Genomic DNA, 23,371 nt, shown 5'->3' on the forward strand with positions numbered 1-23,371 from the left:
GGTGTCAGTCCGCAGAGCTGATGATATCGACGAAGCGCGCCTGAGCATCCTTCACGGAGATGGAGCTGCTGAAGAACTCCGACATCAGATCTTCCTTCTGTTTCTGCGTATCGGCAGAGACAAGCTGGTCGGTGCTGGTGGCGGTGTTACCCTTGGCGATGATCGCGATACCCTTCTTCATGCAGTCGTTGGCGGCTGCCATGTCGATATCGCCACGGATCGGAACCGATCCCTTTTTCAGGTTAAAAGCGACCTGTAGCTTCGGATCGACGATCGTTTCGGCGAGAACGTTCTGCGCCTCCGATTTTGCCTCGTCCTTCAGCAATGGGAAATAGATCGCATCGCCGTTGGTGGTGAGCACGTCATTGATGCCGAGCCCTGGCAGGCAGGTGTAGTCGGTGCCGGCAGTCTTTCCTGCCAACGAGAACTCACCCTGTGCCCAGTCACCCATGACCTGGCCACCGGCCTTGCCGGTCAGCACCATGTTGGTTGCCTGGTTCCAGTCCTGTACGTTCGAACCCTTGGCGAGTTCGCGTGCCTTGTCGGCGGCTGCAAAGATCTTGGCCATTTCAGGCCCTGCGGCAACCTTTGCGTCCTTGTCCTTGTAGACCTTCTCGTAGAGGTCTTTGCCGCCCAGCGAGATCAGCAAGGTATCGAACAAGCCATTGGCCTGCCACGGCTGACCACCCAGTGCCAAAGGCTGGATACCGGCCTTCTTGAGCGCGGGCGCTGCTGCGACGAACTCGTTCCAGTCCTTCGGAACGGCAACGCCTGCCGTCTTGAAGGCTGCGTTCGAGAGCCACAGCCATTGCCACGAGTGGATGTTGATCGGGGCACAATAGATCTTGCCCTCGAACGTGCAGCTGTCGAGCAGGTTGGCAGGCTTGATAACCTCTTTCCACTTGCCCTTCTCAGCCACATCGCTCAGGTCTCGCATGAGACCTGACTGGACCAGTTCTTCGGCCTGCCGGCCGTGGTTGAACTGCGTGGCGCCCATCGGGTCACCACCGGTGATCCGGCTGATCATGATCGGCCGCGCGGTTCCTCCCGAACCTGCGATGGCACCATCAACCCATTTGTTGCCGGTAGCATTGAAAGCGCTCGCCAGTTCCTTGACAGCTGCAGCCTCTCCCCCCGACGTCCACCAATGGGTGACCTCAAGATCGGCTGCCTGAACAAAGCACGGCAATGCCACGGTGGCAGCCATAGCGGCTGCAAAAGCACGGATGCGCATGAGTCTCCTCCCTCACTGAAACGTTGCAGTAAAAGGCTAGGACAAACATCGATGGAGGGCAACCGAAAATCGCGTGAAAGATTCGGAGCAGGTTCGCAGCGATGTCCGACAGCAGCCCGCGTGCTTCGTGTTGATGCACTTATCTCGTTACATAACAATGCTTTATAGGATTATTGAATTGATCCTTCTTCGCAGACGCAAAAGAATTGTGCGTCTGCGTTGTAACGGGTATATCGACGGCAAGTCGTTGGTTTTCAGCGAAAATAGGACTGTATCGTTGCAGTTTTTTACCGTATGAACGGTGCTTGTGGAGAAGGTCGCAGTCGCCGGTGATCTCCGAGAAAGCTGCAGCCATGGATGAAGACAAACGTAGATCCTTCGGGACGATCGGCAATCAACGCCCGACCCTTAAGACAATTGCCTACATGACGGGGCTGGGTATCACGACGGTGTCGCGGGCCCTCAAGGATGCACCCGACATCGGGGCCGATACGAAGGAACGCGTTCGACTTGTGGCCGGCCAGCTCGGCTATCACCCGAACCGGGCGGGCGTCCGGTTGCGCACAGGCAAGACCAATGTGATCGCGCTCGTGCTCAGCATCGAACAGGAACTGATGGGCTTTTCCAGCCAGATGGTGCAGGGCATTTCCGAGGTTCTCGGGGGCACGCAATACCACCTCGTGTTGACGCCCCACTCGTTCGAGAAAGACCCGATGGTGCCGGTGCGCTATATCCTCGATACGGGATCGGCAGATGGCGTGATCATCTCGAGGATCGAGCCGGACGATCCGCGTGTGCGGCTGATGACGGAGCGCAACCTGCCTTTCGTCACCCACGGCCGAACCAGTATGGGGATCGAGCACCCCTACCACGACTTCGACAACACGGCGTTTGCCTATCAGGCGGTCGAGCGGCTCGCCAAGCGAGGCAGGCGGCATATCTGTCTGCTCGCCCCACAGAGCAGGTTTGCCTACTATACCCATAGCCGCATCGGCTTCGAACGGGCGCTAGCCGACTTTGGCCTGAGCGAGGTGCCGATGGGACGGATCACGACGGAGACGTCGCTGGAGGATATCAGAGCCTATTCGGAGAAGCTGTCGCGGCTTCCGCAACCGCCTGATGGAATCATTTCGATGAGCGGCTCTGCAACGATCGCGATCGCCTCAGGCCTTGAAGCTTCCGGTCGAAAACTCGGCCGCAATGTCGATATCGTCTCAAAGCAGTCGGCCGAATTTCTCAACTGGATCAGGCCGGAAATCCTTGCCGTAAACGAGGACATCCGTTGGGCGGGACGGGAACTTGCAAAGGCCTTGCTGGCCCGAATCGATGGGGCGGCCCCAGAGCTTTTGCAAAGCGTCAGCCAACCGGAATGGTCGATCAAGTCACCACAGGACTGATCGAATGCAAAAAGCCCGGCGCTTGGCCGGGCTTTCCGTGTTTGCAAGATAGCCTTAGGCGAAGTCGGCGAGCCCGCTGCCCCACGGGCCATGGTGCTTGTCGACGCCATCGAGACGATCGAAACCGTGGGCACCAAAGAAGTCGCGCTGCGCCTGGATGAGGTTCGCTGTCCCGCGACCACGGCGGTAGGCATCGAAGTAGGACAGCGCGGAGGAGAGTGCCGGAACCGGCAGGCCGGACATGACGGCATAGGAGACAACGCGGCGAAGTGCGCCATCGGTGTCTGCGACCATCTGGGCAAATGCCGGTGTCACGATCAGGTTTGCAACATCCGGGTCCTTCGAGAAGGCCGAGGTGATCTCATCGAGGAAGGCCGAACGGATGATGCAGCCATCGCGCCAGATCTTGGCGATCGTCGGCATCGGCAGGTTCCAGCCATACTCCTTGGAGGCGGCAGCTATGACGGCAAAGCCCTGCGCATAGGCGCCGATCTTGGCCGCAAGCAGCGCGTTTTCGAGATCGGCGAGGAACGCCGCGCTGTCTGCCGGCGCATCGATCGCTTTCGGCAGGCCAAACTGCTTTTCTGCGGCGAGGCGCTCGGTGCGCTGAGACGACAGAACACGCCCGGCGACGGCGGCCTCGATCGCGGTTGCCGCGACACCCATGTTCTGGGCTTCGATGACCGACCACTTGCCGGTGCCCTTCTGGCCGGCGGAATCAACGATCACGTCGACCATCGGCTTGCCGGAGATCGGGTCCTTTGCCTTCAGAACCTTCTCCGAAATCTCGATCAGGTACGAATTCAGGCGGCCGGTATTCCACTTGCCGAAGACGTCGCCAATTTCGGTGGCGCCCATGCCGAGACCATCGCGCAGGATGCCGTAGATTTCGGCAATCATCTGCATGTCAGCGTATTCGATGCCGTTATGGATCGTTTTCACGAAATGGCCGGCGCCGTTTTCACCGAGCCAGGCGACGCAGGGTTCATCGTGGAATTTCGCGGAGATCGAGGTCAGCACCTTCTCGACGCGCTTCCAGCTTTCCTCAGCACCGCCGACCATGATCGACGGTCCATGGCGTGCGCCTTCTTCCCCACCGGATACGCCCATGCCGATAAAGGTCAGGCCGGAACCTTCGAGGTTTTCGAAACGGCGCATCGTATCGCGGAAGTTGGCGTTGCCGGCATCGATCATGATGTCGCCCTGCGAAAGATAGGGCTTCAGGAGCTCCATCTGCTGATCGACCGGATCGCCGGCCTTGATCATGATGATGATCGGGCGTGGGGGCCGGATTGCAGCGATGAATTCTTCCAAGGTCTCGCAAGGAACGATCTGGCCTTGCAACGCGCCCGCCTCGGCGTAGAATTTCTTGGTAACTTCCGCTGTCCGGTTGAAGACGGCGATCTTGTTGCCTTTTTCCGCGATGTTGAGCGCGAGGTTTGCACCCATAACGCCAAGACCGATAAGACCGATTTCTGCCTGTTCCACGGATATGCCTCCAGTTTTAATTTGACGCTGTTTTGGCATCCTCGTTTCCAAACGGCAAGGCTAAGACGAAAGCGAGCCCGTTTATTCGCGGATGCGCCGGCTCGTGCGATCAAGAGAATTTCCGAGTGGCATGCCACTCGGCGTAGAAACCAAGGAGGCCTTCATGACGGTCATGCCCGCACGCGTAATCCACCTCTCGATCGAGCGGAACTGGAGGGATGTCTACGCATTTGCAAGGCGTCCGGAAAACATGGCAAGCTGGGCTTCAGGCCTTGCAGCAGACCTGCGCGCCGAAGGTGAAGACTGGATCGGCGATGGCGGTCCGGTTGGAACAATCCGTGTTCGCTTCGCTCCCGACAACGACTTCGGCGTGATCGATCACAGGGTCACGTTGGAAAACGGGATGTCGATGGACAACGCGCTGCGTATCATACCGAACGGTGATGGAGCTGAAGTTCTGTTCACTCTTTTGCGCCAACCCGGTACCGACGATGCGGCGCACGAAGCGGATGCCGCGCATGTCCTCAAGGATCTGCAGTCGCTGAGGGCAATCATGGAACGCTCAGCGTCAGGCCGCAGGCCGCTTCCGCCGATCGGCGGTCTCTTGAATGACCAGAAGAACACCGATCATCGTTGAAGACCGCTGGAACGGCGACATGCGGCAGCGAAGCACAAGCGTCTCGCCTCCGACTTGATCTGCATAGGTGACCGACGTGCTTTCGCCTTCGAAGCAGCGGTCCAGGTTCGGCTTGAACTCGTTTCGAAATCGATGGAGACCGACAAATTCCCCGATGTGCCGGCCGACGAGTTCCTCACGCGGAATGTTCAGCCGCTGCGCGTTCGTCTCGTTGGAATAGAGAATGCGGTAACCGGGAGCGACGACAAGAATGCGGTCCGAAAGCTGGTTCAGGAGGGAATCGTCGAGAATGCCGCTGGAGACGGCTTGGTCGATCGGCGACGATTGGTCCTGCCCCTCACCGGGAGCTCCCGGCGCTTCCGCACAGGTCGTCTGCGGTGCAAGATACCGCTCGACCAGGGTCTGCAGGAGGTGAGCGTTGCGCCGAACGCAGCTGCGATCGTCCGCTTCCTCATTCAGGAGGTCGAGCGCAAAACGGAACTGGGCCTGAATGCTGCCGGCATCGGATTCCGCGCTGCCAAAGATCGCCAGGAGCAAAGGATCAAGTTCGCGGTCGAGACTGGCTGTCAAAGCCTCGTCTTCGCGGTCGATCGCCTGCTGTAGCTCTCCATATTTCGACCAGAAAAGATCGATCAATGCTTGCAAGACAATGCCCTCTCCACACGAGCCTCACGTCAGCCGTGGCCCTCTGAGACGACTGCGTCCAATCTCGTATAATACATCACACGTTAAATGTAGTCTCAAAAACGGCCCCTAAAAATGGCCGGTAAATACCCGTAGACGCTTGCAACCCACGAGAATTGTGGCCGCAGGAAATCAATCCGTGACCGTTTTCTTGATGTGCCAGCGGTCGTGATACCACAGCCACTGTTCAGGGTATTCCCGCACCCAGGATTCGACCTTGTCGTTCAGGACCTGAGACGTGCCCTGGATGTCGAGATTGCCGCGTTCGTCGCGCGGAAGTTCGATGCGAGGCTCTATCTCAAGGCGAAAACGATTGTTCGGGAGACGGATGCAGCGGGCCGGATAGACATCCGCATCAAACTGACGCACGAGCTTGGCAAGAAGCGGGTTCGTTTTAACAGGGCGTCCGAAGAAATTGGTCGACAACCCTTTTCTGAACTTCTGGTCGACAAGGACACCGACCCCCCCGCCCGCGTCCAGGCGCCTCGCCAGCGAGAACGATGACCCCGCATGCGACGGCACGAGCTGCCCCATGCGGGCACTGCGGAACGAGAAGACCTTTTCGGCGATGTAAGGGTTGTTCGGCGGACGGAACAACACCATGACCTCGAGACCAAAGGCCTTGCCGGCGACAGGCAGGAGCTCGAAATTGCCGGTGTGGGCGGTAAAGACGATAAACGGACGTGGGTTGTCGCGCAGGTCCAGGAAGATCGGGGTGCCCGAGACTTCCACCCTGCCTGGCTCTGCCTGTTCGGGGTCGAAATCGAACAGCCGGTCGAGGAAGACATATTCGGCGGCGAGCCTGCCCATGTGTCCCCAACTCGCGACAGCGATCTCCTGCAGCTCCGCCTCACCCTTTTCCGGAAAGGCGTTGCGCAGATTGGTCATCATCAGTTTATGACGCCAGAATTTCGGCCCGATGTAGCGTGCGAAGCGATCGGCAAACCGGATCGCCGGATCCGCCGGAAAGATCTTCAGGAAATTCAGCAGCCCGAACGTGAGCTGCGCCACCAGCCATTGGCGGAAGTGGATAAGCTTCAGAACAATCCGGGTAATGACCATCTTCATCAGTGGTCAGTCCATCCTCAGGACGATCTTGCCGAAGATCTGGCGGCTCTCCATGCGGGCAAGTGCCTTGTGGATTTCATCAAACGTGACTTCTGTGTCGATCACCGGATGAACGATGCCCTGGGCCATCTTCTGCATGGCATCGGCCATGTTCTCCATGCGGCAGCCAAACGAGCCGATGAGCTTCAACTGCTGCTGGAACAGCATCATCAGATTGAGGTCGGTGGAAACACCCGAGGTGGAGCCGCAAGTGACGAGGCGTCCGCCGCGCTTCATGCACAGCATGGAACCCGCCCAGGTATCCTTGCCGACATGTTCGAAGACGACATCAACGCCCTTCTTCTTGGTCAGCTTGCGCACGACGCCTTCAAACCGATCGACGCGGTAGTTGATGACATGATCGGCGCCGAGGGCCTTGGCCTTCTCGATCTTGTCGTCCGAACCGACCGTGGTGATGACCGTGCAGCCCATTTTCTTTGCCAGCTGGATGGCGGCAGATCCGATGCCCGAGCCGCCGGCGTGAATAAGGATCGTCTCGCCGGGCTGGAGCTTGGCGTTATCGAACAGCATATGCTCGACCGTGCCGAACGTGACAGGCGCGAGTGCTGCTGCAACGGCATCGACGCCCGGAGGTGCCGGAACGAGAAGACGGGCCGGAAGATTGGCCTTTTCCTGCGCGAAGCCATCGAGATGGAAGCCATGAACACCCGAGACATTTTCGCAAAGGTTGTCGCGCTTTTCGCGGCACGCCTTGCAGAGACCACAGGTACGGGCGCCGTAAATCGACACAAGCTGGCCGGGCAGAACATTCGAAACGCCCGGGCCGATGGCTTCCACGATGCCGGAAGCTTCGGCACCGATCGTCAGCGGCATCTTGCGCTTGGCGAAGGCCATGCCGCGCCAGCCCCAGACGTCGATATGGTTGAGCGCAACAGCCTTGACGCGCAACGTGACTTCGCCGGGACCCGGCGCTTCCGGCTCGGGAATATCGACGGCTTCGAGCTTGCGGTCATCAATCAGTTGCAGCGCGCGCATAACAGGTCATCCTCCGCCCGTTTGGGCGTTCAAAAGTCTATCAAATCTCTTGGGGGCTCGCCTTACGCCGGTTCAAGCGTCATGACAAGGCTGGCGTTCTGGCCGCCGAAGCCGAAGGAATTGGACAGAACCGCCTTCGGGGCACCGTCCCGCTTCACATTCGGCACCACATCCAGCTCGATCGTCGGATCGGGATTGGTGTAGTTGATCGTCGGCGGCAGAGTGCCGGTCAGCATCGTCTGGATAGAGAACACGGCTTCGACAGCACCAGCCGCCGTCAGCGTGTGACCGATCATCGACTTGTTCGAAGACACCGGAATACCCTTCAAACCTTCGCCAAATACGGCCAGCATGGAGCTATATTCCATCTTGTCGTTTTCCGGGGTCGATGTGCCGTGGGCGTTGATATAGCCGATGCCGCTTTCGTCCATGCCCGCATCTTCAAGCGCCGCCCGGATCGTGGCGATCGCCGGGCCGCCGTCCGGGGACGAGCGGGTGCGGTGGAAGTGATCGGCCTTTTCGCCGAGACCCTTGACGATGCCGAGCACCTTGGCGCCGCGCGCGATAGCCGACTGCAGGGATTCCAGAACGAGCGTTGCCGCACCTTCCGCGATGACAAAGCCGTCGCGATCCTTGCTGAACGGCTTGGACGCCTTTTCCGGCGGATCGTTTTGCGTCGAAAGCGCGGACAGAAGCGAGAAGCGCACGAGTGCCTCGACGCTGACCGATCCGTCGGTCGCAGCGACCAGCGCCTTGTCAGTTCGACCCTGACGGATCGCTTCGACGCCGAGCTGGATCGCGGTTGCACCAGAGGCGCAGGCGGTGGAAAGCGTTACGGGCAGGCCACGGGTACCAAACTTGTCGGCCAGGCGCTCCGAAATCGAACCGAACTGGACGGCTTCGAGAAAGACAGGATCAGGACGCTCGCGCATGGCCGTCAGGAAACGGTCGTAGGCGTCGCCTTCCTGCATCGATGGCGGTGCACGGTCTGCAAGCGCGAAACGGTCGGACCATTCCGGCTCGACTGGCGGAGCGGCCAGAAACAGCGGTCCGTCGAAATCACCGGACAAGCCGGCTTGGGCCAACGCTTCCGCCGTTGTCTCGCGGGCAAAGGCAAACGAGCGCTCGACCGAGTTTTCGGCTGGAACCTTGATGAAGTCCACCGTGCCGCTGATGCGGGTCGAAAGGCCTTCGGTCGGAAAACGGGTGATCTTGTGAATGCCCGACGTGCCAGAGGTCAGCGCTGACCAGTTGTCCTCAAGGCCCTGTCCGAGCGAGGTGATGACGCCCATGCCGGTGACCGCGACGATGGGCCGGCCGAGATGATCCGTGAAGCGGTTGTCACTCATGACTGTCTCCTTCACGCTTCAGCAGAGAGGACAGCAATCCCCTCGCCGCGCGTATATCCAACTGTAGTGACAATCGCCTGCTTTGCCGGGGACGCCATCGGCGTCTCGTTTGCGGCGTCGAAGGCCGGGACCTTGGCAGTCGATTCGAGCGTCAGCGCTGCAAGGGCGATGCCGAGCGGGAACTGCGCTTCCATCGCGTGGCCCGTAACGCCGCCAAAGCCGCGGATCGCGGAACCCGGGAAAGCCTGCTCGAGCGCTGTCTTTTCGCGCTTCGCGAGATCGACCATGCCGCTCGCGCCGGAGAACACGACAGTTTCCGCCCCTGGCGTGCCGTGGGCGGTGAGCCGCGACATGCGCTTCTCGAGCCCGCCATCGTCGCGGTTGCCGCGATCGCCTTCGACGGCATCGATCGTTGCATAGATCCGTGCACCACGCGCCTGCGCGTAGCCGCGGGATTCGAGAACGAGAAAGGCGCCGACCGAACCGGTGATCATTCCGCCGCCATTGTCCGGCGAGCGAGACCACAGCGGCTGCCAGCCGCCTGTCGCGTGGGCACGGATGCCCTCGACCAGCAGAAGAATATCAGCCCGTTCCGCCACGAAGGCGCCACCGACGAGACTGTGGCTCGACTGGCCCGCCTTGATGCGGTGGAAGGCGGTTTCGATGGCCGAGATACCGGCCGATTCTTCGCCCATGAAGGTGCGGGACGAGCCGGTGACCTTGTGGACGATCGAGATATTGCCCGCCATCAGGTTCGAAAGCTGGGCAAGGAACAATGTCGGACGGAGCTCCGTCGTCAGCTTCTCGTTCAAGACCATGTCGCGATCGTTGCGCTTCAGGGCTTCGTCGACAATCAGCGAGTCGACCTTGATGTCGCGCTCACCGCCGCCGGCTGCAACGATCATGTCCATCGAGGCGCAGGCATCCGCATCCGTCTTCAGGCCGGCGTCGTCGAGAGCGAGCCCTGCGGCGAAAACGCCGAGACGCTGCCAGTTCTCCATCTGGCGCTGATCGCCGCGCTTGGCGATCTGGGCCGACCAGTCGATCTCAGGCATGGGATGGACAGGATAGGGTTTGAAACGCTCCGTTTCGACCTTGGGCTCGTCGATGGACGATCCCGTCAGAAACGCGACATGCGGCTCAATGCCGACGCCGAGCGAGGTCACGATGCCGACCCCGGTAATCACCACATCATTGTCAGACTTCATAACTGTCCTCTTTGCGCGGCCATTGACCAGCGACGACATCAGGCACGACGGGACACTTTAGAACCGGTCCGTCCGGGCCGCATTATTCCCGAAGGCTTTGCGTCAGGTGCCGGCTTGCATCGCCGCAATGAGGCCGATCTCTTCGGCGCGCTTGCGCACGATCGGCGCCAGCGGAACTTCACTGAAAGGCATGGTCCGCAGCTTGAGCTGCGCATCGCACACCTTCTTGCCGCCCGACGTAATCTTTGCCTTTGTCACCATGTAGCCGGAACCCTCATGCTCCAGAAACGCCTCGATGTCGAGCACGGCGTTCGGCTCGACAAACGCACGCATCTTGGCACTGTCCACCGACATCAGAAATGGCATCGCGGCGAAATCGGTCGCCGCAAGTACCAGCATTCCGGATGCCTGCGCCATGGTTTCGATCAAAAGCACGCCCGGCACGAGCGGCATTCCCGGAAAGTGCCCTTCGAAAACAGGGCTCTTTTCAGGAACGACCGAGCGTGCAGTCAGCGTCTTTCCCGCGAGATCAAGCGTTTCCACCCGATCAATCATCTGGAAATATTCAAGCAGCATGAACTTGCGTCGGCTTTGGGCTTTAGCCCTTTGCCGCCTTCAGTTCGTCGATCTTGGCGCAGAGGTTCTTCAGAACGAAGTATTCCTCCGTCGAGACCTTGCCCTCGTTCACTTCCTGGGTCCACTGCTCGAGCGGGATCTTGATCCCGAATTCCTTGTCGATCGCGAAAACGATGTCGAGGAAGTCCAGGCTGTCGATGCCAAGATCGTCGATCGTGTGGCTCTCCGGCGTGATCGTCTCGCGGTCGATCTCGCTGGTTTCAGCGATGATGTCGGCAACTTTGTCGAATGTAGCAGTCACGCCCATGTCCTTTTAAAAAGTCTGTATTCGGTGTTCCACATAAGGAAACCAATCGAAAATGCCAATGGGTTCCAACAAGACGGCGCCAATTTGCCGCTACATTGTTGCCTAAACATCGATTGCCGATCGGTCAGAATGCCAAACCGCCCTCAAATTCGAAGAGGGCTAGGCCGGCCGACCTGCCGTCAGCGCGACACGGATAACGTCCAGGACCTTTTCGGGTTGGACACCGACCGCGACCTTCTGGCTTGGCTGACCATCCCAAGGACTATCGACGAACCGTCGGCCTGTGTCAGGCGCCTGGATCGTCTCGCCATCGGCAATGCCGCCGCAGACCACGCGGACAGGGCCGCTGCGGAGTTTGAACAGATCGGGCGCCACCAGATAGACGCAGGCACAGCTGTCGTGGATTGCCATTCCATCGAGACCCGCGCCCTGGCGGTAGAAATCGATATAGAACTGCGAAAGGTCGGACAGGAGTGTTAGCGCCTTATCGCCACCCTTGGCCAACTCAGCCATATCATCTGACGACATCATCGTCTTCATGGTAACGTCGAGGCCGAAAGCAATGACGTTCCACGGCGCGGTAAAGACGATATCGGCGGCATCCGGATCGCCGTGAATATTTGCTTCGGCTGCTGGCGTCACATTGCCATTGACGTCGAAAGCGCCGCCCATGATCACCACCTGCTTGGTCAGGCCTGCGATCTCCGGATCAGCCTGCAGCGCCAAAGCCAGGTTGGTCATGCGACCGACCGCGACAATGGTGATTTCGCCGGGATTGGCCCTGATCGTATCGATGATGAATTGCGATGCCTCGCGCGGATCGAGCGGCCAATCGATTTCGAGAGGCACGCCGATATTGCCGAGGCCGTCCTCGCCATGCACGATCGTCGGCGAGTGCTGCTCGACCCGCGACGGATCAAGCGTCTTGCCCGCCCCTTTGGCGATGGGCGCGTCGATGCCCCACTCCTTGTGCAGGAACTGAGCATTGCGCGTGGTCAGTTCGATCGAGGCATTTCCGAACACCGTTGTCACGCCGAGAAGATCGATATCCGGATGGCGATGCAGAAACAGCAGCGCCATGGCGTCGTCTACGCCGGGGTCAGTATCGAATATGACTTTTTGCATGCGAATACCTTGAAATGCTCGCCGCCAGCCAGCGGCCGTTCATCGCGCAACATAGCGCCGCAACGGTTTACTGCAATGCAGCCGCAATCTGCAACCGCTGCCAGCGCCCCTCCTATTGCCGGATCACCGATTCGGTGCCACAAGCCGGCGCGCATCCCTTCGCCATTTCCCCTCCTCTCCTTCACGCAGAGCGCCAGCCTTGAGCGACATTGCATTTCAGCTGCTTTTTCTTCTTTTCCTCGCAGCCATCTTCGCGGGGTTCGTTGATTCGATTGCGGGTGGCGGCGGGCTGATCACCATCCCCGTCTTGCTCATTGCCGGCATTCCGCCGCTGGAATCGATCGCGACGAACAAGCTGCAATCCCAGTTCGGCTCGGCATCGGCAACAATTGCCTATGCGCGCAAGGGCCATGTGAAGCTGAAAGAGCAGCTGCCAATGGCAGCCATGGCGGCGCTCGGGGGCGCCATCGGTGCGCTGCTTGCCTCCATCGTTCCAGCCGAATTCCTGACGACCGCGATCCCCTTTCTGCTCGTGGCAATCGCAATCTTCTTTGCGATCAAACCCAATCTCGGCGATCTGGAAAGTCACCGACGGGTGACGCCGTTCGTTTTCGGGCTGACCGCCGTGCCGATCGTCGGGCTCTACGATGGCGTCTTCGGGCCAGGCGCCGGATCATTCTACATGCTGGGCTTCGTTCTGCTCGCCGGCTACGGACTGCTCAAGGCGACCGCCCACACGAAGCTCATCAATCTCGGCTCCAACTTCGGGTCGTTTCTGGTGTTTGCAGCGTCGGGATCGGTGCTCTGGAAGATCGGCCTGATGATGGGCGTTGGCCAATTCATCGGTGCGCAGATCGGGTCGCGACTGGCGATGCGGAACGGTGCGAAGATCATCAAGCCGCTGCTGGTGATCTCCTGCATCGCGCTTGCGACGAAATTGATCGCCAATCCGGCTCATCCGGTTCGTATCTGGCTGGGGTTCTAGATTTTCTCTCGACCGGAACCAGTATCGCCCGTCACCCCTTCATCTTCAGCGGTAAGCCGGCGGCCACGAAAAATACGTCGTCTGCCACGGCTGCGATTGCCTGATGCAGGCGGCCGGCATGATCACGGAAGTCTCGCGCCATGCGATTGTCCGGCACGATACCAAGACCGACTTCATTCGACACGAGGATGACGGTCGAAGCAGTATCCCTCAGATAAGACAGAAGTCCTTCCGAGGCTGAGGCAATGTCTGCCTCCGCCATCATCAGGTTCGTCACCCACAGCGTGAGGCAGTCGACGAGGATGACGACATCATCAGAGTCTATGCTGCGAAGGTTGGCTGCGAGGTTCAACGGTGTTTCGTGGGTGATCCAGCCCGTGCCACGGTCGGCTTGATGGCGCAGAATGCGTTCTTCCATCTCGGCGTCATAGGCGCGGCCTGTGGCAATGTAGTGCCTGTTGAGACCGGTTTCGCCGCTAAGTTTTTCAGCGAAGGATGACTTGCCGGATCTGGCGCCGCCAAGGACAAGGACGACGCGCCCGGAGCGGGTCATGGCAGCAGGCCGATCGCAGAGAAAGGGACCGGACGATTCGTAGATGAGGAAGGCGTCCGGCCCTGCTGGTGTTTGCTCTGGATTTGCATTGCAGCGCCATGTTGACTCGTTGAAGGTCGCCCGTCAATCCCATGCGGGTTAGACATTTCGGGGCGCGATCTCACAACTTTCTCAATGGGCATTCTGTTTGCGACATGCGCTGCCGACTTGTTGCGTTGAAACGCGCTGGTTCGCCGCGTATCTGAGCGCATATGAAAACGACATGGCTTCGGTCTACGAAGCCTCTGAGGAAACACCGATGCTTTACATCTTCAAGAACAATGACGGCGTTCAGATTGCCAGGAATTCGAGCCTTCCGCGTCGTGATCGTCAGACCCGCGCCATGGAACTCGACACGCGCTTTTCGCTGCTCGGTTTCATCCGTACGTTCAGCGCTGGCTGATGTGAAATCAGAACCCAAAAGTCGACATGAACGCAACCATAGCGCGATCTTTCATTTCGAGATCGCTTGCGTCACTGCAAAATGGTTATGGCGGCCGGTATGCACTACCTGATCCGGCGCCAAGTCGTTCGAGGACGACCATGGCGGCAACATCTACGCGTACATTCTTACCGTATGGTTATTAGCGCGTTACCAATGCCTGCAGTTTCAATTTTTTCCCCACACTGCGTGAATTTTTCTTTGCGACAGCGAGGGCGCTAATCAGCCACTAAACGTCAAATATCGGTCGTGACAAAGTGCCGACTGCATGAACGGGCTGCTGCTGGTTGCAGAGTTTGCTTAGTTATTGCCGGCGATGGCGCTTTTGTCGTCACAAAAGACGCGAACACGATATCTTACAAGGGCTTGGTGATATGCCCGTTATTGTGCGGTTACTCGCGGACAGTTGATTTCTGCTTCGGAAAACGTAGGCTGATACTGCTGACACATTATTGCGCAACGCCTGTGACATCATTCGCTGGCGTATAAAAGACGCATGAGGCCAGCTGGCCGGTGCAATCACATCTACCGGTTGATCGCACAAAGCCGCAGTCATCGGGTGCCGGCTATCGGCGCCTCCAGAGTTGAACACTGTCACGAATAAGACTGGGAGGTCTTACACATGAAGAAACTCCTCACTTCCGCAGCCTTCGCCGCCGGTCTTTACGCTTTTGCCGGCACTGCCCATGCCGACTGCGGTTCGGTATCCATCGCAGAGATGAACTGGGCATCCGCAGGGGTTGCCGCTCATATCGACAAGATCATTCTCGAAAACGGGTATGGCTGCTCGGTGGAAATGGTGACCGGCGACACGATGCCGACCTTCACATCGATGAACGAAAAAGGTCAGCCTGACCTTGCACCCGAATTCTGGGTCAACGCCGTGCGTACCCCGCTCGACGCAGCTGTCAAGGAAGGACGCCTCGTCATCGCTGCGGAAATCCTTGCCGACGGCGCTGTCGAAGGATGGTGGATCCCGAAATTCCTTGCGGACGCGCACCCGGATATCAAGACCGTTCAGCAGGCGCTTGCTCATCCCGAACTCTTCCCGGCCCCGGAAGACAAATCCAAGGGCGCGGTCACCAACTGCCCGTCCGGCTGGAACTGCCAGACATCGACCGCCAACCTCTACAAGGCTCTCGGTGCAAGCGAAAAAGGCTTTGAACTGGTCGATACCGGCTCTGCTGCCGGGCTCGACGGCTCGATTGCCGGCGCATTCGAGAAGAAGACCGGCTGGCTCGGCTATTACTGGGCTCCGACCGCGATTCTCGGCAAGTACGAGATGGTGAAGCTGTCCTTCGATACGCCGCATGACAAGGCCAACTGGGATGCCTGCACGGCGGTTCCGGATTGCCCGAACCCAAAGGTCAACTCCTATCCGAGTTCGGAAGCCTTCACGGTCGTAACGAAGAAGTTCGCCGACAAGGCCGGCGTCGCGATGGATTACATCAAGGCCCGCAAATGGGGCAACGCCACGATCAACAGCGTTCTCGCCTGGCAGACCGACAACCAGGGCACCAATGAAGACGCAGCCAAGCACTTCCTTACAACCAGCCCGGAAATCTGGAGCAAGTGGGTCAGTGCCGACGTCGCTGAAAAGGTAAAGGCCGCTCTCTGAGCGTAACCTTGCCAATGAGGGAAGCCGATCTGCGGCTTCCCGCTCAAGGCGCGTGAGAAGTCGCGACAAGCCGTCCACCGCTGACGGTCGCGCGAACACGACGCCTTATCCATTGCAGACGTGCATGACGCTGATTTGGTCAGGAAGGCGCTCGGGCAGCCATGCCGGGTTACGCCAAAAATCCAACCTATAAAGGGGAACATCATGGCAACCTGCAACTTTCTGCCGAACGCTCTCTGTAGCTTTCCGGCGATCAGCGACGCTTCCATCCGTGAAGCGCGCAAGGTCATCGATGAGGGGTTCAAGAGCCTTGTTCGCGAATATACCGGCTTTATCGATACGATTGTCCAGCCCCTGCAATGGTTCCTGAACTTCCTGGAAAGGCTGTTCACCAACTCGCCGTGGATCATCGTTCTCGCCGTCATCCTCACCATCGTCTATCTCGGCAGCCGCAGCATCCGCATCACCATCGGTACCGCGCTCGGAATGTCGTTCATCGGCTTTATCGGCCTTTGGAACGATGCGATGATCACGCTCGCGATCACCACGGTCGCAACTCTCATCTCCATCATCGTCGGCATCCCTATCGGCATCCTGATGGCGCGGTCCGACCGGGCGCAGGCAAGCGTCAACCCGGTTCTCGACGTGATGCAGACCCTGCCGAGCTTCGTCTACCTCATTCCCGTGGTGATGATTTTCGGTATAGGCAAAGTTCCGGGACTGATTGCGGTGGTCATCTATGCGGTCCCGCCAATGATCCGCCTGACCAATCTCGGCATCCGGCTTGTCGACAAGGAAGTGCTCGAAGCCGCGGATGCGTTCGGTTCGTCGCCAAGCCAGAAGCTGAAGAACGTGCAGATGCCGCTGGCCCTGCCGACAATCATGGCCGGGATCAACCAGACGATCATGATGTCGCTGGCGATGGTCGTAGTCGCATCGATGGTCGGCGTCGGCGGGCTTGGCCGCAACACGCTGCAGGCGATCAACAACCAGTTCTTTACGTTCGGCATCATGAACGGTTTCGCGCTTGTTGCGATCGCCATCATTTTCGACCGAACAAGCCAGGCATTCGGCAAGCGCCTGCAAAAACATTCGGAGGTGGTCCATGGCTAGTCACGGCATCGAGATCAAAGGTCTCTACAAAATCTTCGGCGCGAACGGTCGCCAGTATATCGACGCCATCAAGGCGGGCATGACGAAGACCGAGCTCAACAAGAACCACGGTCATGTGCTCGGCCTCAAAGACATCAACATATCCATGCCGGCGGGAGGCATCACGGTCGTCATGGGTCTGTCTGGTTCCGGCAAATCGACCCTGATCCGCCATATCAACCGGCTGATCGACCCGACCTACGGCGAAGTCGTCTATGACGGCGTCGACGTGTGCACGATGAGCGAAAACGATCTTCGGGAATTCCGTCGGCACAAGACGGCGATGGTGTTTCAGAAATTCGCGCTTCTGCCGCATCGGACCGTGATCGAGAACACGGTCTATGGACTGGATATCCAGGGCGTGCCTCGCGCGGAAAGCTTCAAGAAAGGTCAGTACTGGATCGAGCGGGTCGGCCTCTCCGGCTTCGAGAACCACTACCCGAACCAGCTTTCCGGCGGCATGCAGCAACGCGTCGGCCTCGCACGGGCGCTGACCAACGATGCCGACATCCTTTTGATGGACGAGGCCTATTCCGCGCTCGATCCGCTGATCCGCGTCGACATGCAGACCGTGCTTCTCGATCTCCAGGCGGAGCTCAAGAAGACCGTCGTATTCATCACCCATGATCTCGACGAGGCCCTGAGGCTGGGCGACAAGATCGCCATTCTGCGCGATGGTGAGGTAGTGCAGCAGGGAACCGGCCAAGATATCGTCCTGTCACCGGCTGATGACTACATCACCGCCTTCGTCAAGGAGGTGAACCGAGGGCGTGTGTTGCAGGCAAAAACCGTGATGAAACCGTTCGACGGTCTGACTGACGGCATCAGGCTTGCGGGCAACACGACGATCGAAGCCGCTGCGAGAGCGATCTGCGAGGCGAGCCTGACACGGGCAACGGTGACAGATCCTACTGGAGCGCCTGTCGGGACGCTCGACCTGCACACCATCATTTCTGCCATGGTCAGCCCTGCATCATCCGAGGAGGCACGGATCGCTGCGGAATGACAGGGCTCGGCGTCGGACCGTTCTGACGCCAACCGGCCATATGCCGACGTCCTTATCGACAAGGTCGACATGTTGGGCGATAAGATCGACAAAGGTCAGGACGGCGCTCCCCACGGTGTGGAGGCGTGGATCTGGCGTGAAACGATCACGGTAAAGGATGAAGACGTGAGCAACATTTCGCCAATTGGCAGCCGCGAGACCGTTGCCGAGAGTTTCGAGAACCGGTCGGCCGAACAGCAGTCCTGGCTTGTTCTGTTGATGGAGAACCCGTCGAGCGATGACCTTCTCCTGTCGGGTCTGCATCTCTACCTGGATCAGGCGAGTGAAGGACGGTTTCTCAACTCTTTGAAACTGGAAAAATCTGGTGGATGGCTCGGCAATGCAGCGCCGGCGCGGCTTCAAATCCGCATTGCGGAAGCGGCGAAATCCAGCCAGCACCCAGCCTATCAGGCGTTCAAGAAGGGTCTTGATCAGTCAGGCGGCTTCGAGCGCGCCTATCCAAAGGCTCGAGTCTGATCAAGTCGAGCAAAGCGCATCGAAACTGGCCGTAGCTTGTACGCCAAGACCGCCCTGCCCCTCGCTGCGGGGCACCTCAGCAGCCTCGCTGCCGGCACGTGATGGCCGACAGCGGAGCTGGGGAGTAACTAATTACTGTGCAGCCTTGCCAACGCGGTGGCCGGCGTCCTGGGTGGCGTTCACGGTGTTCGCCGTGTCCTGGCCTACGCCGCGGATCGTGTTGCCACACGAGCTGAGCGAAGCTGCCGTTACGAAAAGTGCGGCGATAACCGTGACTGTCTTTGCCGTCATGTTAGAAAACTCCCTGGATGAAGATCAAATCGTTCGGAAAATCAATTTCCGGCACAGGAACGTTCCAGCTCGGAAAAAGTTCACGTGATCAAATGTGATGTGTCTCTTAGCTACCGCTGTGATGCTTTTTGGCAACAGCCCAATCGCGCCCGATGACTTCACCGCCGGTTCCAGCACAATGATACAGGACAAATCGGTTGTCGCAGCGCGCGAACCGAGAGGTCGGTGTGAATTTGCCAATCTTTCCCCGTTACTATGAGCGCGCACGCTACGCGATCAATTACGGGGCAGGCCCATGACGGAACATTCATCTTCTCGGGTTTTGATCATGACTGCTGGCGGCATAAACCCGCAGGTGATGATCAATGCCATCCATCGGGAGTTTTCTGATCTCCACGTTATCCAGGAGGAAGCGGAACCGAAATCGGTGCTTCTGAAGCGGCGCGCGAAGCGGTTTGGATGGATGCATGCACTTGGTCAGCTCGCCACGATGATTGCGTCGCGGCTTGGCAAAGGTATAGCAGCGCGACGGTCTGAAGAGATCATTCACGAGCACGGGTTGATAGCGGATCCCAACCCGGCAGTGCCTGTGACATCCGTATCGTCCCTGAATGACGCTTCGTGTCACGCTGCGGTAAGTGCAATCCGACCGGCAGTGGTCTTCACGATATCCTGCCGTATCCTGTCATCCCGAACGCTTGCCGCGATCCCCTGCCCCGTGATCAACTTCCACGCCGGCATCAACCCGATGTATCGTGGCCAGATGGGCGGGTACTGGGCTCTCGTGGAAGGCGATGCGCAGAATTTCGGGGCAACCGTCCATCTCGTTGACAACGGGGTCGATACCGGCGGAACGCTTTACGAAAAACGGATATCTCCGGCCCGTTCCGACACGATGGCAACCTATCCGCTCCTGATGACGGCATCCGCGACGGATATCGCAATCAAAGCAATCCAGGATGCGATCACGGGCAATCTGAAGCCGTATGAACCAGCCGGGCCATCAGCCCTGCGCTTTCCGCCGCCGATCTGGACGTGGCTTTATCACGGCATCACCAAGAAGATCTGGTGATGCTCACGGAAATGACCGAGTTCAGGCCGCCGTTGCCAGCGCGCCGAACGCTTCCCTCATGCTTTCCGCGACAGCCTTGGCCGGGGCCGAGAGATGGGGCGCGGTTAGGAGCCGAATGTCGAAGCTGATGAGTTCTGGCAGCCCTTCCTTGGCGCCCAGAACCTGCATGTCGCTCGTGACATAGGAAAGCGGGAATGGTGCGATCGCAAGGTCGGACACGACTGCTGCGCGCTGCGCCATCGTATGGGAGCTCGCATAGGCGATACGATAGGAGCGTTTGTGGCGATCGAGCTGAGAGATCGCATCCTGCCGCCACACGCACCCATCCTCCCAGACGGAGATCGGTAGCGGATCACGCAAGTAGGCATTGCCGCATTTAGCACCGGCCCAGACGAGCCGTTCGGAATGGATCACTTCACCGGTGGTCGGGAACGGCCTTGTCGCGCAGTTGATCAGGGTGAGATCCAGCCGCTGCTCATCCATCCGCCGGCGTAATTGCAGGCTCTGGTCGACGGTGACATCGACCATGATCCCCGGAAAGCTCTCTCCGAAATCCTTCAGGAGCTTTGGGAGTAACCGCTCGGCGATATCATCGGGAGCGCCCAGCCTCACGACGCCCGCTAGATCGGGCATGACGAATCGCGAGACCGCTTCGTTCGATAGAGCGAGCATCCGGCGCGCATAGGACAAAAGCATTTCGCCATTCTGCGTCAACGACACCGAGCGCGCGTCCCGCAGGAACAGCGTCGTCTTCAACTGTTCTTCGAGCTTCTTGATCTGCATGGACACGGCCGACGGTGTTCGCAGAACCGCTTCTGCGGCAGTCGAAAAGTTGCCCGTCTCGGCAATGGCAACAAAGGTTCTGAGGATGTCGATATCGAGCAATGGAAGAGGCGGTCGAAACGGAACGGTCATCGTCATCACCATCAATTAAATTGAACCTAAGCACCATATCATTTCGTTTGATTGAAAGTCAAACAGGTCGCACCCTTGGAAACACGACACGCCATCTCAAAACAAAACGAATCTTGATGGGATGGATCATTTTAATTCTCTTTTTTGATGACTGACCGCAGTTCACTTTGAATCGGCGTCCAGTGCTCGAACGAGAGCCCCAAGGAGAAAATCGATGAGCATCATGACCTATCGTGAGAGCGTACAGCCACGAACATCGCAGTCGTCGTTTGCGACATACTTCGGGCTTGCCCTGAGCACCGTTTCAAACCTGCGGGACGCATGGCGCCGCCGTCAAAATGAACAGGTCCTTGAGGGCCTGCCACCAGAAATCCGCAAGGATATCGGTTGGCCATCCACCGACAACGACCTCAAGCGCCATTGATGCCCAATACTCATGGCCTGCCTGCGACACGCAGGCAGGTCTTGAGGCTGCGTCTTTTTTGATCGCTTGTTAACGAGATTATAGTGTGTGCGACCTTTGGACGTCGCAAATTTGACATTTCGCCGTCGTCAAATGTCCTTCTCCGTCACCGCCTTCCGTGTCAATGTCGCTTTTAAAGAAACGACCGGATCAACGGCGGCCAGCGAAGGGAACAGCGACATGGATATAACAAACCGTGGGCACGCGAAGAAACGCGCGCTCGTTTTCTTTCTTGTGCCGCATTTTACGATGCTGCCCTTTGCAGCCGCCGTCGAAACCCTGCGGATCGCAAACCGCATGCTTGGCTACGCCGCCTATACCTGGCGCCTCTGTTCCGTCGATGGCGAGAAGGTTTACTCGTCCAGTGGTATCGGTCTCGAAGTCAATTCCTCTCTTGCAGACGAACGCCGTCACCTGAGCGGTGAGCATCGCCCCAGCATGGTGCTGATGTGTTCCGGCATCTATGTGGAGGAGTTCAACAACAAATCTGTCAACGCCTGGCTGCGCGAGACCTATAACCGCGGCACGGCTGTCGGAAGCCTTTGCACCGGCGCGCATATTCTGGCGCAGGCGGGGCTCCTGAACGGCAAGCGCTGCGCGATCCACTGGGAGAACCTCCCGGGTTTTGCAGAAGCGTTTCCACAGGCGGAAGTCTATGCGGATCTCTACGAGGTCGACTCCAACCTCTATACCTGCGCTGGCGGCACCGCGTCACTCGACATGATGCTGAACCTGATCGGCCAGGATTTCGGCGACAATCTCGTCAACCGTGTCTGCGAACAGCAGCTGACAGATCGCGTCCGCAACCCGCATGACCGCCAGCGTCTTCCCTTGCGCGCGAGGCTCGGGGTCCAGAACTCCAAGGTTCTGCAGATCATTGAGCTGATGGAAAACAATCTGGCCGAGCCGCTGTCACTGGTCGAAATCGCCGACGATGTCGGCCTGTCCCGCCGCCAGATTGAGCGGCTGTTCCGGCAGGAGATGGGGCGATCCCCTGCCCGCTACTATCTCGAGATCCGCCTTGACCGCGCCCGGCATCTGCTGGTGCAGTCCTCGATGCCGGTCGTCGAGGTTGCGGTCGCCTGCGGGTTCGTGTCGGCGTCTCATTTTTCCAAGTGTTACCGCGAGGTCTACAACCGCTCACCCCAGCAGGAACGCGCAGAGCGCAAGCTTTCGCTCAACACCGCACGCACCGGGGTCGTGGTGTAAGTTTTTTAAAGAGCGGCACCCCATCGATATGAGGTGCTGCTCGCTTTGCACACTCAGCAGCTCTCAAGAAATCAGGCAACGTTCCTGACGTCGGCTGCTGGAGCCTTCGAGCGCATCGTGCGGATCTGGATCAGCGTATCCAGGTTCTGGTTGACGCGGCAGTAGAACTCCTCGTCGATGAAGGGCCGCAACATGAAGTCATTGCCGCCGGCCTTCAAGAACCGGGCGGAAAGCAGCCGGTCCGACGACGAAGACACGCCGATCACGCGCAGTTCGTGGGAACCGCGAACCGAGCGGATGCGGCGCGTCAGTTCGAAACCATCGATATCGGGCATGTTGTAGTCGGTGACGACGAGACCGATATCGGGGCTCTTCTTCAGGATCTCGAGGGCCTTGGCGCCGTTCTCGGCGACACTGACCCTAAAGTTATAGCGCTTCAGACGACTCGACAGCAATGCGCGGGCGGTCATGCTATCATCGACGATCAGGACGTGATGGCGGTGGTTGGTCAGGAACCGGCAAACCGATTCCGCCAGCATGTCGACCGCAAAGACGTTGTCCTTCAGGATATAATCCACGATATCCTTGGCCAGTAGCCTATCGCGTGTTTCCTGCTGGAAGGTGCCGGTAAAGACGATGGTCGGGATCGACAGATCGATCAGGTATTCCAGCGCCTCTCCGTTTTCAGCACCCGGGAGGTTGATGTTGGAGATCGCAAGCGTGACAGGCTCGGTGGAGCGATCGTAAGCAAGCTGCAGATCTTCGAAGTTACGGCAGATCTCAATCTCGATGCCGAACAGTTCTTTCAGTCGGGTCCCGACCATCGACGTAAATACGTTAGAATCTTCCGCAAGCAATATGCGCGCATTCGCCAAAGATTCGCCGGAATATTGCATGCCGGAAATGCCGAGAAATGTCATGGTACCCTTTTAACCCCGATCCTTGCCCCATTTGTTTAACTCTATGCGAAGCAATTTTCAGAAGCGTTAATTAGGCAGTACT

At 58.7% G+C, this 23,371-nt stretch carries 24 protein-coding genes and 1 pseudogene; 11 read left to right on the plus strand and 14 right to left on the minus strand.

Features of this window, described 5'->3' with window-relative positions; translation table 11 throughout:
* Positions 1 to 4 precede the first annotated feature (4 nt).
* Positions 5 to 1,234 (minus strand): ABC transporter substrate-binding protein, encoded by a 1,230-nt coding sequence (locus tag G6K99_RS12545; protein ID WP_174196697.1) that lies wholly within the window; start codon positions 1,232 to 1,234, stop codon positions 5 to 7.
* 353 nt (positions 1,235 to 1,587) lie between these two features.
* Between G6K99_RS12545 and G6K99_RS12550 the strand changes: the two genes are divergently transcribed.
* Complete coding sequence (locus G6K99_RS12550) at positions 1,588 to 2,631, plus strand: LacI family transcriptional regulator (RefSeq protein ID WP_062581404.1); 1,044 nt, start codon at positions 1,588 to 1,590, stop codon at positions 2,629 to 2,631.
* Positions 2,632 to 2,685: 54 nt separating this feature from the next.
* Here the strand turns inward: G6K99_RS12550 and gndA are convergent, their stop codons facing one another.
* Positions 2,686 to 4,119 (minus strand): NADP-dependent phosphogluconate dehydrogenase, encoded by a 1,434-nt coding sequence (gndA, locus tag G6K99_RS12555; protein ID WP_174196698.1) that lies wholly within the window; start codon positions 4,117 to 4,119, stop codon positions 2,686 to 2,688.
* A 163-nt stretch (positions 4,120 to 4,282) separates the two neighbouring features.
* Here gndA and G6K99_RS12560 point away from each other — a divergent pair.
* A pseudogene (locus G6K99_RS12560) lies at positions 4,283 to 4,681 on the plus strand (SRPBCC family protein); the annotation flags it as partial.
* Between the two features lie 6 nt (positions 4,682 to 4,687).
* Here the strand turns inward: G6K99_RS12560 and G6K99_RS12565 are convergent.
* The 8 genes from G6K99_RS12565 to G6K99_RS12600 form a co-directional block, all read right to left on the minus strand.
* A complete protein-coding gene (locus G6K99_RS12565; protein WP_162237989.1) occupies positions 4,688 to 5,401 on the minus strand; it encodes a PAS domain-containing protein in 714 nt (237 codons plus the stop codon).
* 171 nt (positions 5,402 to 5,572) lie between these two features.
* Positions 5,573 to 6,508, minus strand: coding sequence for a lipid A biosynthesis lauroyl acyltransferase (locus G6K99_RS12570; RefSeq protein ID WP_174196699.1), 936 nt, complete (start codon positions 6,506 to 6,508; stop codon positions 5,573 to 5,575).
* 6 nt (positions 6,509 to 6,514) lie between these two features.
* Positions 6,515 to 7,543: a zinc-binding dehydrogenase gene (locus tag G6K99_RS12575; RefSeq protein ID WP_174196700.1), complete on the minus strand. Its 1,029-nt coding sequence runs from the start codon at positions 7,541 to 7,543 to the stop codon at positions 6,515 to 6,517.
* Positions 7,544 to 7,605: 62 nt separating this feature from the next.
* Complete coding sequence (locus G6K99_RS12580) at positions 7,606 to 8,892, minus strand: beta-ketoacyl-ACP synthase (protein WP_174196701.1); 1,287 nt, start codon at positions 8,890 to 8,892, stop codon at positions 7,606 to 7,608.
* A gap of 11 nt (positions 8,893 to 8,903) precedes the next feature.
* A complete protein-coding gene (locus tag G6K99_RS12585) occupies positions 8,904 to 10,100 on the minus strand; it encodes a beta-ketoacyl-ACP synthase (protein ID WP_174196702.1) in 1,197 nt (398 codons plus the stop codon).
* Between the two features lie 102 nt (positions 10,101 to 10,202).
* Complete coding sequence (locus G6K99_RS12590; RefSeq protein WP_062457169.1) at positions 10,203 to 10,676, minus strand: 3-hydroxyacyl-ACP dehydratase FabZ family protein; 474 nt, start codon at positions 10,674 to 10,676, stop codon at positions 10,203 to 10,205.
* Between the two features lie 22 nt (positions 10,677 to 10,698).
* Positions 10,699 to 10,983 carry an acyl carrier protein gene (locus G6K99_RS12595; protein ID WP_092662234.1) on the minus strand — a complete coding sequence of 95 codons (285 nt, stop codon included), beginning with the start codon at positions 10,981 to 10,983 and terminating at the stop codon, positions 10,699 to 10,701.
* A gap of 159 nt (positions 10,984 to 11,142) precedes the next feature.
* Positions 11,143 to 12,108 (minus strand): nucleoside hydrolase, encoded by a 966-nt coding sequence (locus tag G6K99_RS12600; RefSeq protein ID WP_062457172.1) that lies wholly within the window; start codon positions 12,106 to 12,108, stop codon positions 11,143 to 11,145.
* A 199-nt stretch (positions 12,109 to 12,307) separates the two neighbouring features.
* On the opposite strand from G6K99_RS12600, the gene G6K99_RS12605 reads away from it, so the two are divergent.
* Positions 12,308 to 13,093 carry a TSUP family transporter gene (locus G6K99_RS12605; protein WP_174196703.1) on the plus strand — a complete coding sequence of 262 codons (786 nt, stop codon included), beginning with the start codon at positions 12,308 to 12,310 and terminating at the stop codon, positions 13,091 to 13,093.
* A 31-nt stretch (positions 13,094 to 13,124) separates the two neighbouring features.
* Here G6K99_RS12605 and cobU read toward each other — a convergent pair whose 3' ends face one another.
* Positions 13,125 to 13,646, minus strand: a complete 522-nt coding sequence (gene cobU / locus G6K99_RS12610; RefSeq protein WP_174196704.1) for a bifunctional adenosylcobinamide kinase/adenosylcobinamide-phosphate guanylyltransferase — start codon at positions 13,644 to 13,646, stop codon at positions 13,125 to 13,127.
* 262 nt (positions 13,647 to 13,908) lie between these two features.
* Here cobU and G6K99_RS12615 point away from each other — a divergent pair, with 262 nt between their 5' ends.
* The 5 genes from G6K99_RS12615 to G6K99_RS12635 all read left to right on the plus strand — a co-directional run bounded on the left by G6K99_RS12615 (position 13,909) and on the right by G6K99_RS12635 (position 18,419).
* The gene (locus G6K99_RS12615; protein WP_174196070.1) at positions 13,909 to 14,088 is read left to right on the plus strand and encodes a hypothetical protein; all 180 of its coding nucleotides are present in this window, start codon (positions 13,909 to 13,911) and stop codon (positions 14,086 to 14,088) included.
* Between the two features lie 661 nt (positions 14,089 to 14,749).
* A complete protein-coding gene (locus G6K99_RS12620) occupies positions 14,750 to 15,745 on the plus strand; it encodes an ABC transporter substrate-binding protein (protein ID WP_092662231.1) in 996 nt (331 codons plus the stop codon).
* A gap of 204 nt (positions 15,746 to 15,949) precedes the next feature.
* Positions 15,950 to 16,858 carry a proline/glycine betaine ABC transporter permease gene (locus tag G6K99_RS12625; RefSeq protein WP_062457186.1) on the plus strand — a complete coding sequence of 303 codons (909 nt, stop codon included), beginning with the start codon at positions 15,950 to 15,952 and terminating at the stop codon, positions 16,856 to 16,858.
* Positions 16,851 to 17,903, plus strand: coding sequence for a glycine betaine/L-proline ABC transporter ATP-binding protein (locus tag G6K99_RS12630; RefSeq protein WP_113166482.1), 1,053 nt, complete (start codon positions 16,851 to 16,853; stop codon positions 17,901 to 17,903). The genes G6K99_RS12625 and G6K99_RS12630 overlap by 8 nt, the downstream gene beginning before the upstream one ends.
* A gap of 165 nt (positions 17,904 to 18,068) precedes the next feature.
* Positions 18,069 to 18,419, plus strand: coding sequence for a hypothetical protein (locus G6K99_RS12635; RefSeq protein WP_062458086.1), 351 nt, complete (start codon positions 18,069 to 18,071; stop codon positions 18,417 to 18,419).
* A gap of 132 nt (positions 18,420 to 18,551) precedes the next feature.
* Here the strand turns inward: G6K99_RS12635 and G6K99_RS12640 are convergent, their stop codons facing one another.
* On the minus strand, positions 18,552 to 18,710 hold the full coding sequence (locus tag G6K99_RS12640) for an entericidin (RefSeq protein ID WP_062457192.1): 159 nt from the start codon (positions 18,708 to 18,710) through the stop codon (positions 18,552 to 18,554).
* Between the two features lie 295 nt (positions 18,711 to 19,005).
* On the opposite strand from G6K99_RS12640, the gene G6K99_RS12645 reads away from it, so the two are divergent.
* A complete protein-coding gene (locus G6K99_RS12645) occupies positions 19,006 to 19,782 on the plus strand; it encodes a formyl transferase (RefSeq protein ID WP_174196705.1) in 777 nt (258 codons plus the stop codon).
* 21 nt (positions 19,783 to 19,803) lie between these two features.
* Here G6K99_RS12645 and G6K99_RS12650 read toward each other — a convergent pair whose 3' ends face one another.
* Positions 19,804 to 20,697 (minus strand): LysR family transcriptional regulator, encoded by an 894-nt coding sequence (locus tag G6K99_RS12650; RefSeq protein ID WP_062458089.1) that lies wholly within the window; start codon positions 20,695 to 20,697, stop codon positions 19,804 to 19,806.
* A gap of 214 nt (positions 20,698 to 20,911) precedes the next feature.
* On the opposite strand from G6K99_RS12650, the gene G6K99_RS12655 reads away from it, so the two are divergent.
* Both G6K99_RS12655 and G6K99_RS12660 read left to right on the plus strand, forming a co-directional pair.
* Complete coding sequence (locus tag G6K99_RS12655; protein ID WP_082476298.1) at positions 20,912 to 21,121, plus strand: hypothetical protein; 210 nt, start codon at positions 20,912 to 20,914, stop codon at positions 21,119 to 21,121.
* A gap of 219 nt (positions 21,122 to 21,340) precedes the next feature.
* Positions 21,341 to 22,369, plus strand: a complete 1,029-nt coding sequence (locus G6K99_RS12660) for a GlxA family transcriptional regulator (protein ID WP_062458093.1) — start codon at positions 21,341 to 21,343, stop codon at positions 22,367 to 22,369.
* A 71-nt stretch (positions 22,370 to 22,440) separates the two neighbouring features.
* Here the strand turns inward: G6K99_RS12660 and G6K99_RS12665 are convergent, their stop codons facing one another.
* A complete protein-coding gene (locus G6K99_RS12665) occupies positions 22,441 to 23,289 on the minus strand; it encodes a response regulator (RefSeq protein WP_174196706.1) in 849 nt (282 codons plus the stop codon).
* Positions 23,290 to 23,371 lie beyond the last annotated feature (82 nt).

Source organism: Neorhizobium sp. AL 9.2.2 (genome assembly GCF_013317225.1).
Taxonomy (GTDB): Bacteria; Pseudomonadota; Alphaproteobacteria; order Rhizobiales; family Rhizobiaceae; genus Neorhizobium; species Neorhizobium soli.

Bases quoted from the DNA above. Each gene is read 5' to 3' on its own strand.
- G6K99_RS12545 (WP_174196697.1), bottom strand. From the start codon at position 1,234: ATGCGCATCCGTGCTTTTGCAGCCGCTATGGCTGCCACCGTGGCATTG.
- G6K99_RS12550 (WP_062581404.1), top strand. From the start codon at position 1,588: ATGGATGAAGACAAACGTAGATCCTTCGGGACGATCGGCAATCAACGC.
- G6K99_RS12570 (WP_174196699.1), bottom strand. From the start codon at position 6,508: ATGAAGATGGTCATTACCCGGATTGTTCTGAAGCTTATCCACTTCCGC.
- G6K99_RS12575 (WP_174196700.1), bottom strand. From the start codon at position 7,543: ATGCGCGCGCTGCAACTGATTGATGACCGCAAGCTCGAAGCCGTCGAT.
- G6K99_RS12580 (WP_174196701.1), bottom strand. From the start codon at position 8,892: ATGAGTGACAACCGCTTCACGGATCATCTCGGCCGGCCCATCGTCGCG.
- G6K99_RS12585 (WP_174196702.1), bottom strand. From the start codon at position 10,100: ATGAAGTCTGACAATGATGTGGTGATTACCGGGGTCGGCATCGTGACC.
- G6K99_RS12590 (WP_062457169.1), bottom strand. From the start codon at position 10,676: ATGCTGCTTGAATATTTCCAGATGATTGATCGGGTGGAAACGCTTGAT.
- G6K99_RS12595 (WP_092662234.1), bottom strand. From the start codon at position 10,983: ATGGGCGTGACTGCTACATTCGACAAAGTTGCCGACATCATCGCTGAA.
- G6K99_RS12600 (WP_062457172.1), bottom strand. From the start codon at position 12,108: ATGCAAAAAGTCATATTCGATACTGACCCCGGCGTAGACGACGCCATG.
- cobU (WP_174196704.1), bottom strand. From the start codon at position 13,646: ATGACCCGCTCCGGGCGCGTCGTCCTTGTCCTTGGCGGCGCCAGATCC.
- G6K99_RS12615 (WP_174196070.1), top strand. From the start codon at position 13,909: ATGGCTTCGGTCTACGAAGCCTCTGAGGAAACACCGATGCTTTACATC.
- G6K99_RS12620 (WP_092662231.1), top strand. From the start codon at position 14,750: ATGAAGAAACTCCTCACTTCCGCAGCCTTCGCCGCCGGTCTTTACGCT.
- G6K99_RS12625 (WP_062457186.1), top strand. From the start codon at position 15,950: ATGGCAACCTGCAACTTTCTGCCGAACGCTCTCTGTAGCTTTCCGGCG.
- G6K99_RS12630 (WP_113166482.1), top strand. From the start codon at position 16,851: ATGGCTAGTCACGGCATCGAGATCAAAGGTCTCTACAAAATCTTCGGC.
- G6K99_RS12640 (WP_062457192.1), bottom strand. From the start codon at position 18,710: ATGACGGCAAAGACAGTCACGGTTATCGCCGCACTTTTCGTAACGGCA.
- G6K99_RS12645 (WP_174196705.1), top strand. From the start codon at position 19,006: ATGACGGAACATTCATCTTCTCGGGTTTTGATCATGACTGCTGGCGGC.
- G6K99_RS12650 (WP_062458089.1), bottom strand. From the start codon at position 20,697: ATGACCGTTCCGTTTCGACCGCCTCTTCCATTGCTCGATATCGACATC.
- G6K99_RS12655 (WP_082476298.1), top strand. From the start codon at position 20,912: ATGAGCATCATGACCTATCGTGAGAGCGTACAGCCACGAACATCGCAG.
- G6K99_RS12660 (WP_062458093.1), top strand. From the start codon at position 21,341: ATGGATATAACAAACCGTGGGCACGCGAAGAAACGCGCGCTCGTTTTC.
- G6K99_RS12665 (WP_174196706.1), bottom strand. From the start codon at position 23,289: ATGACATTTCTCGGCATTTCCGGCATGCAATATTCCGGCGAATCTTTG.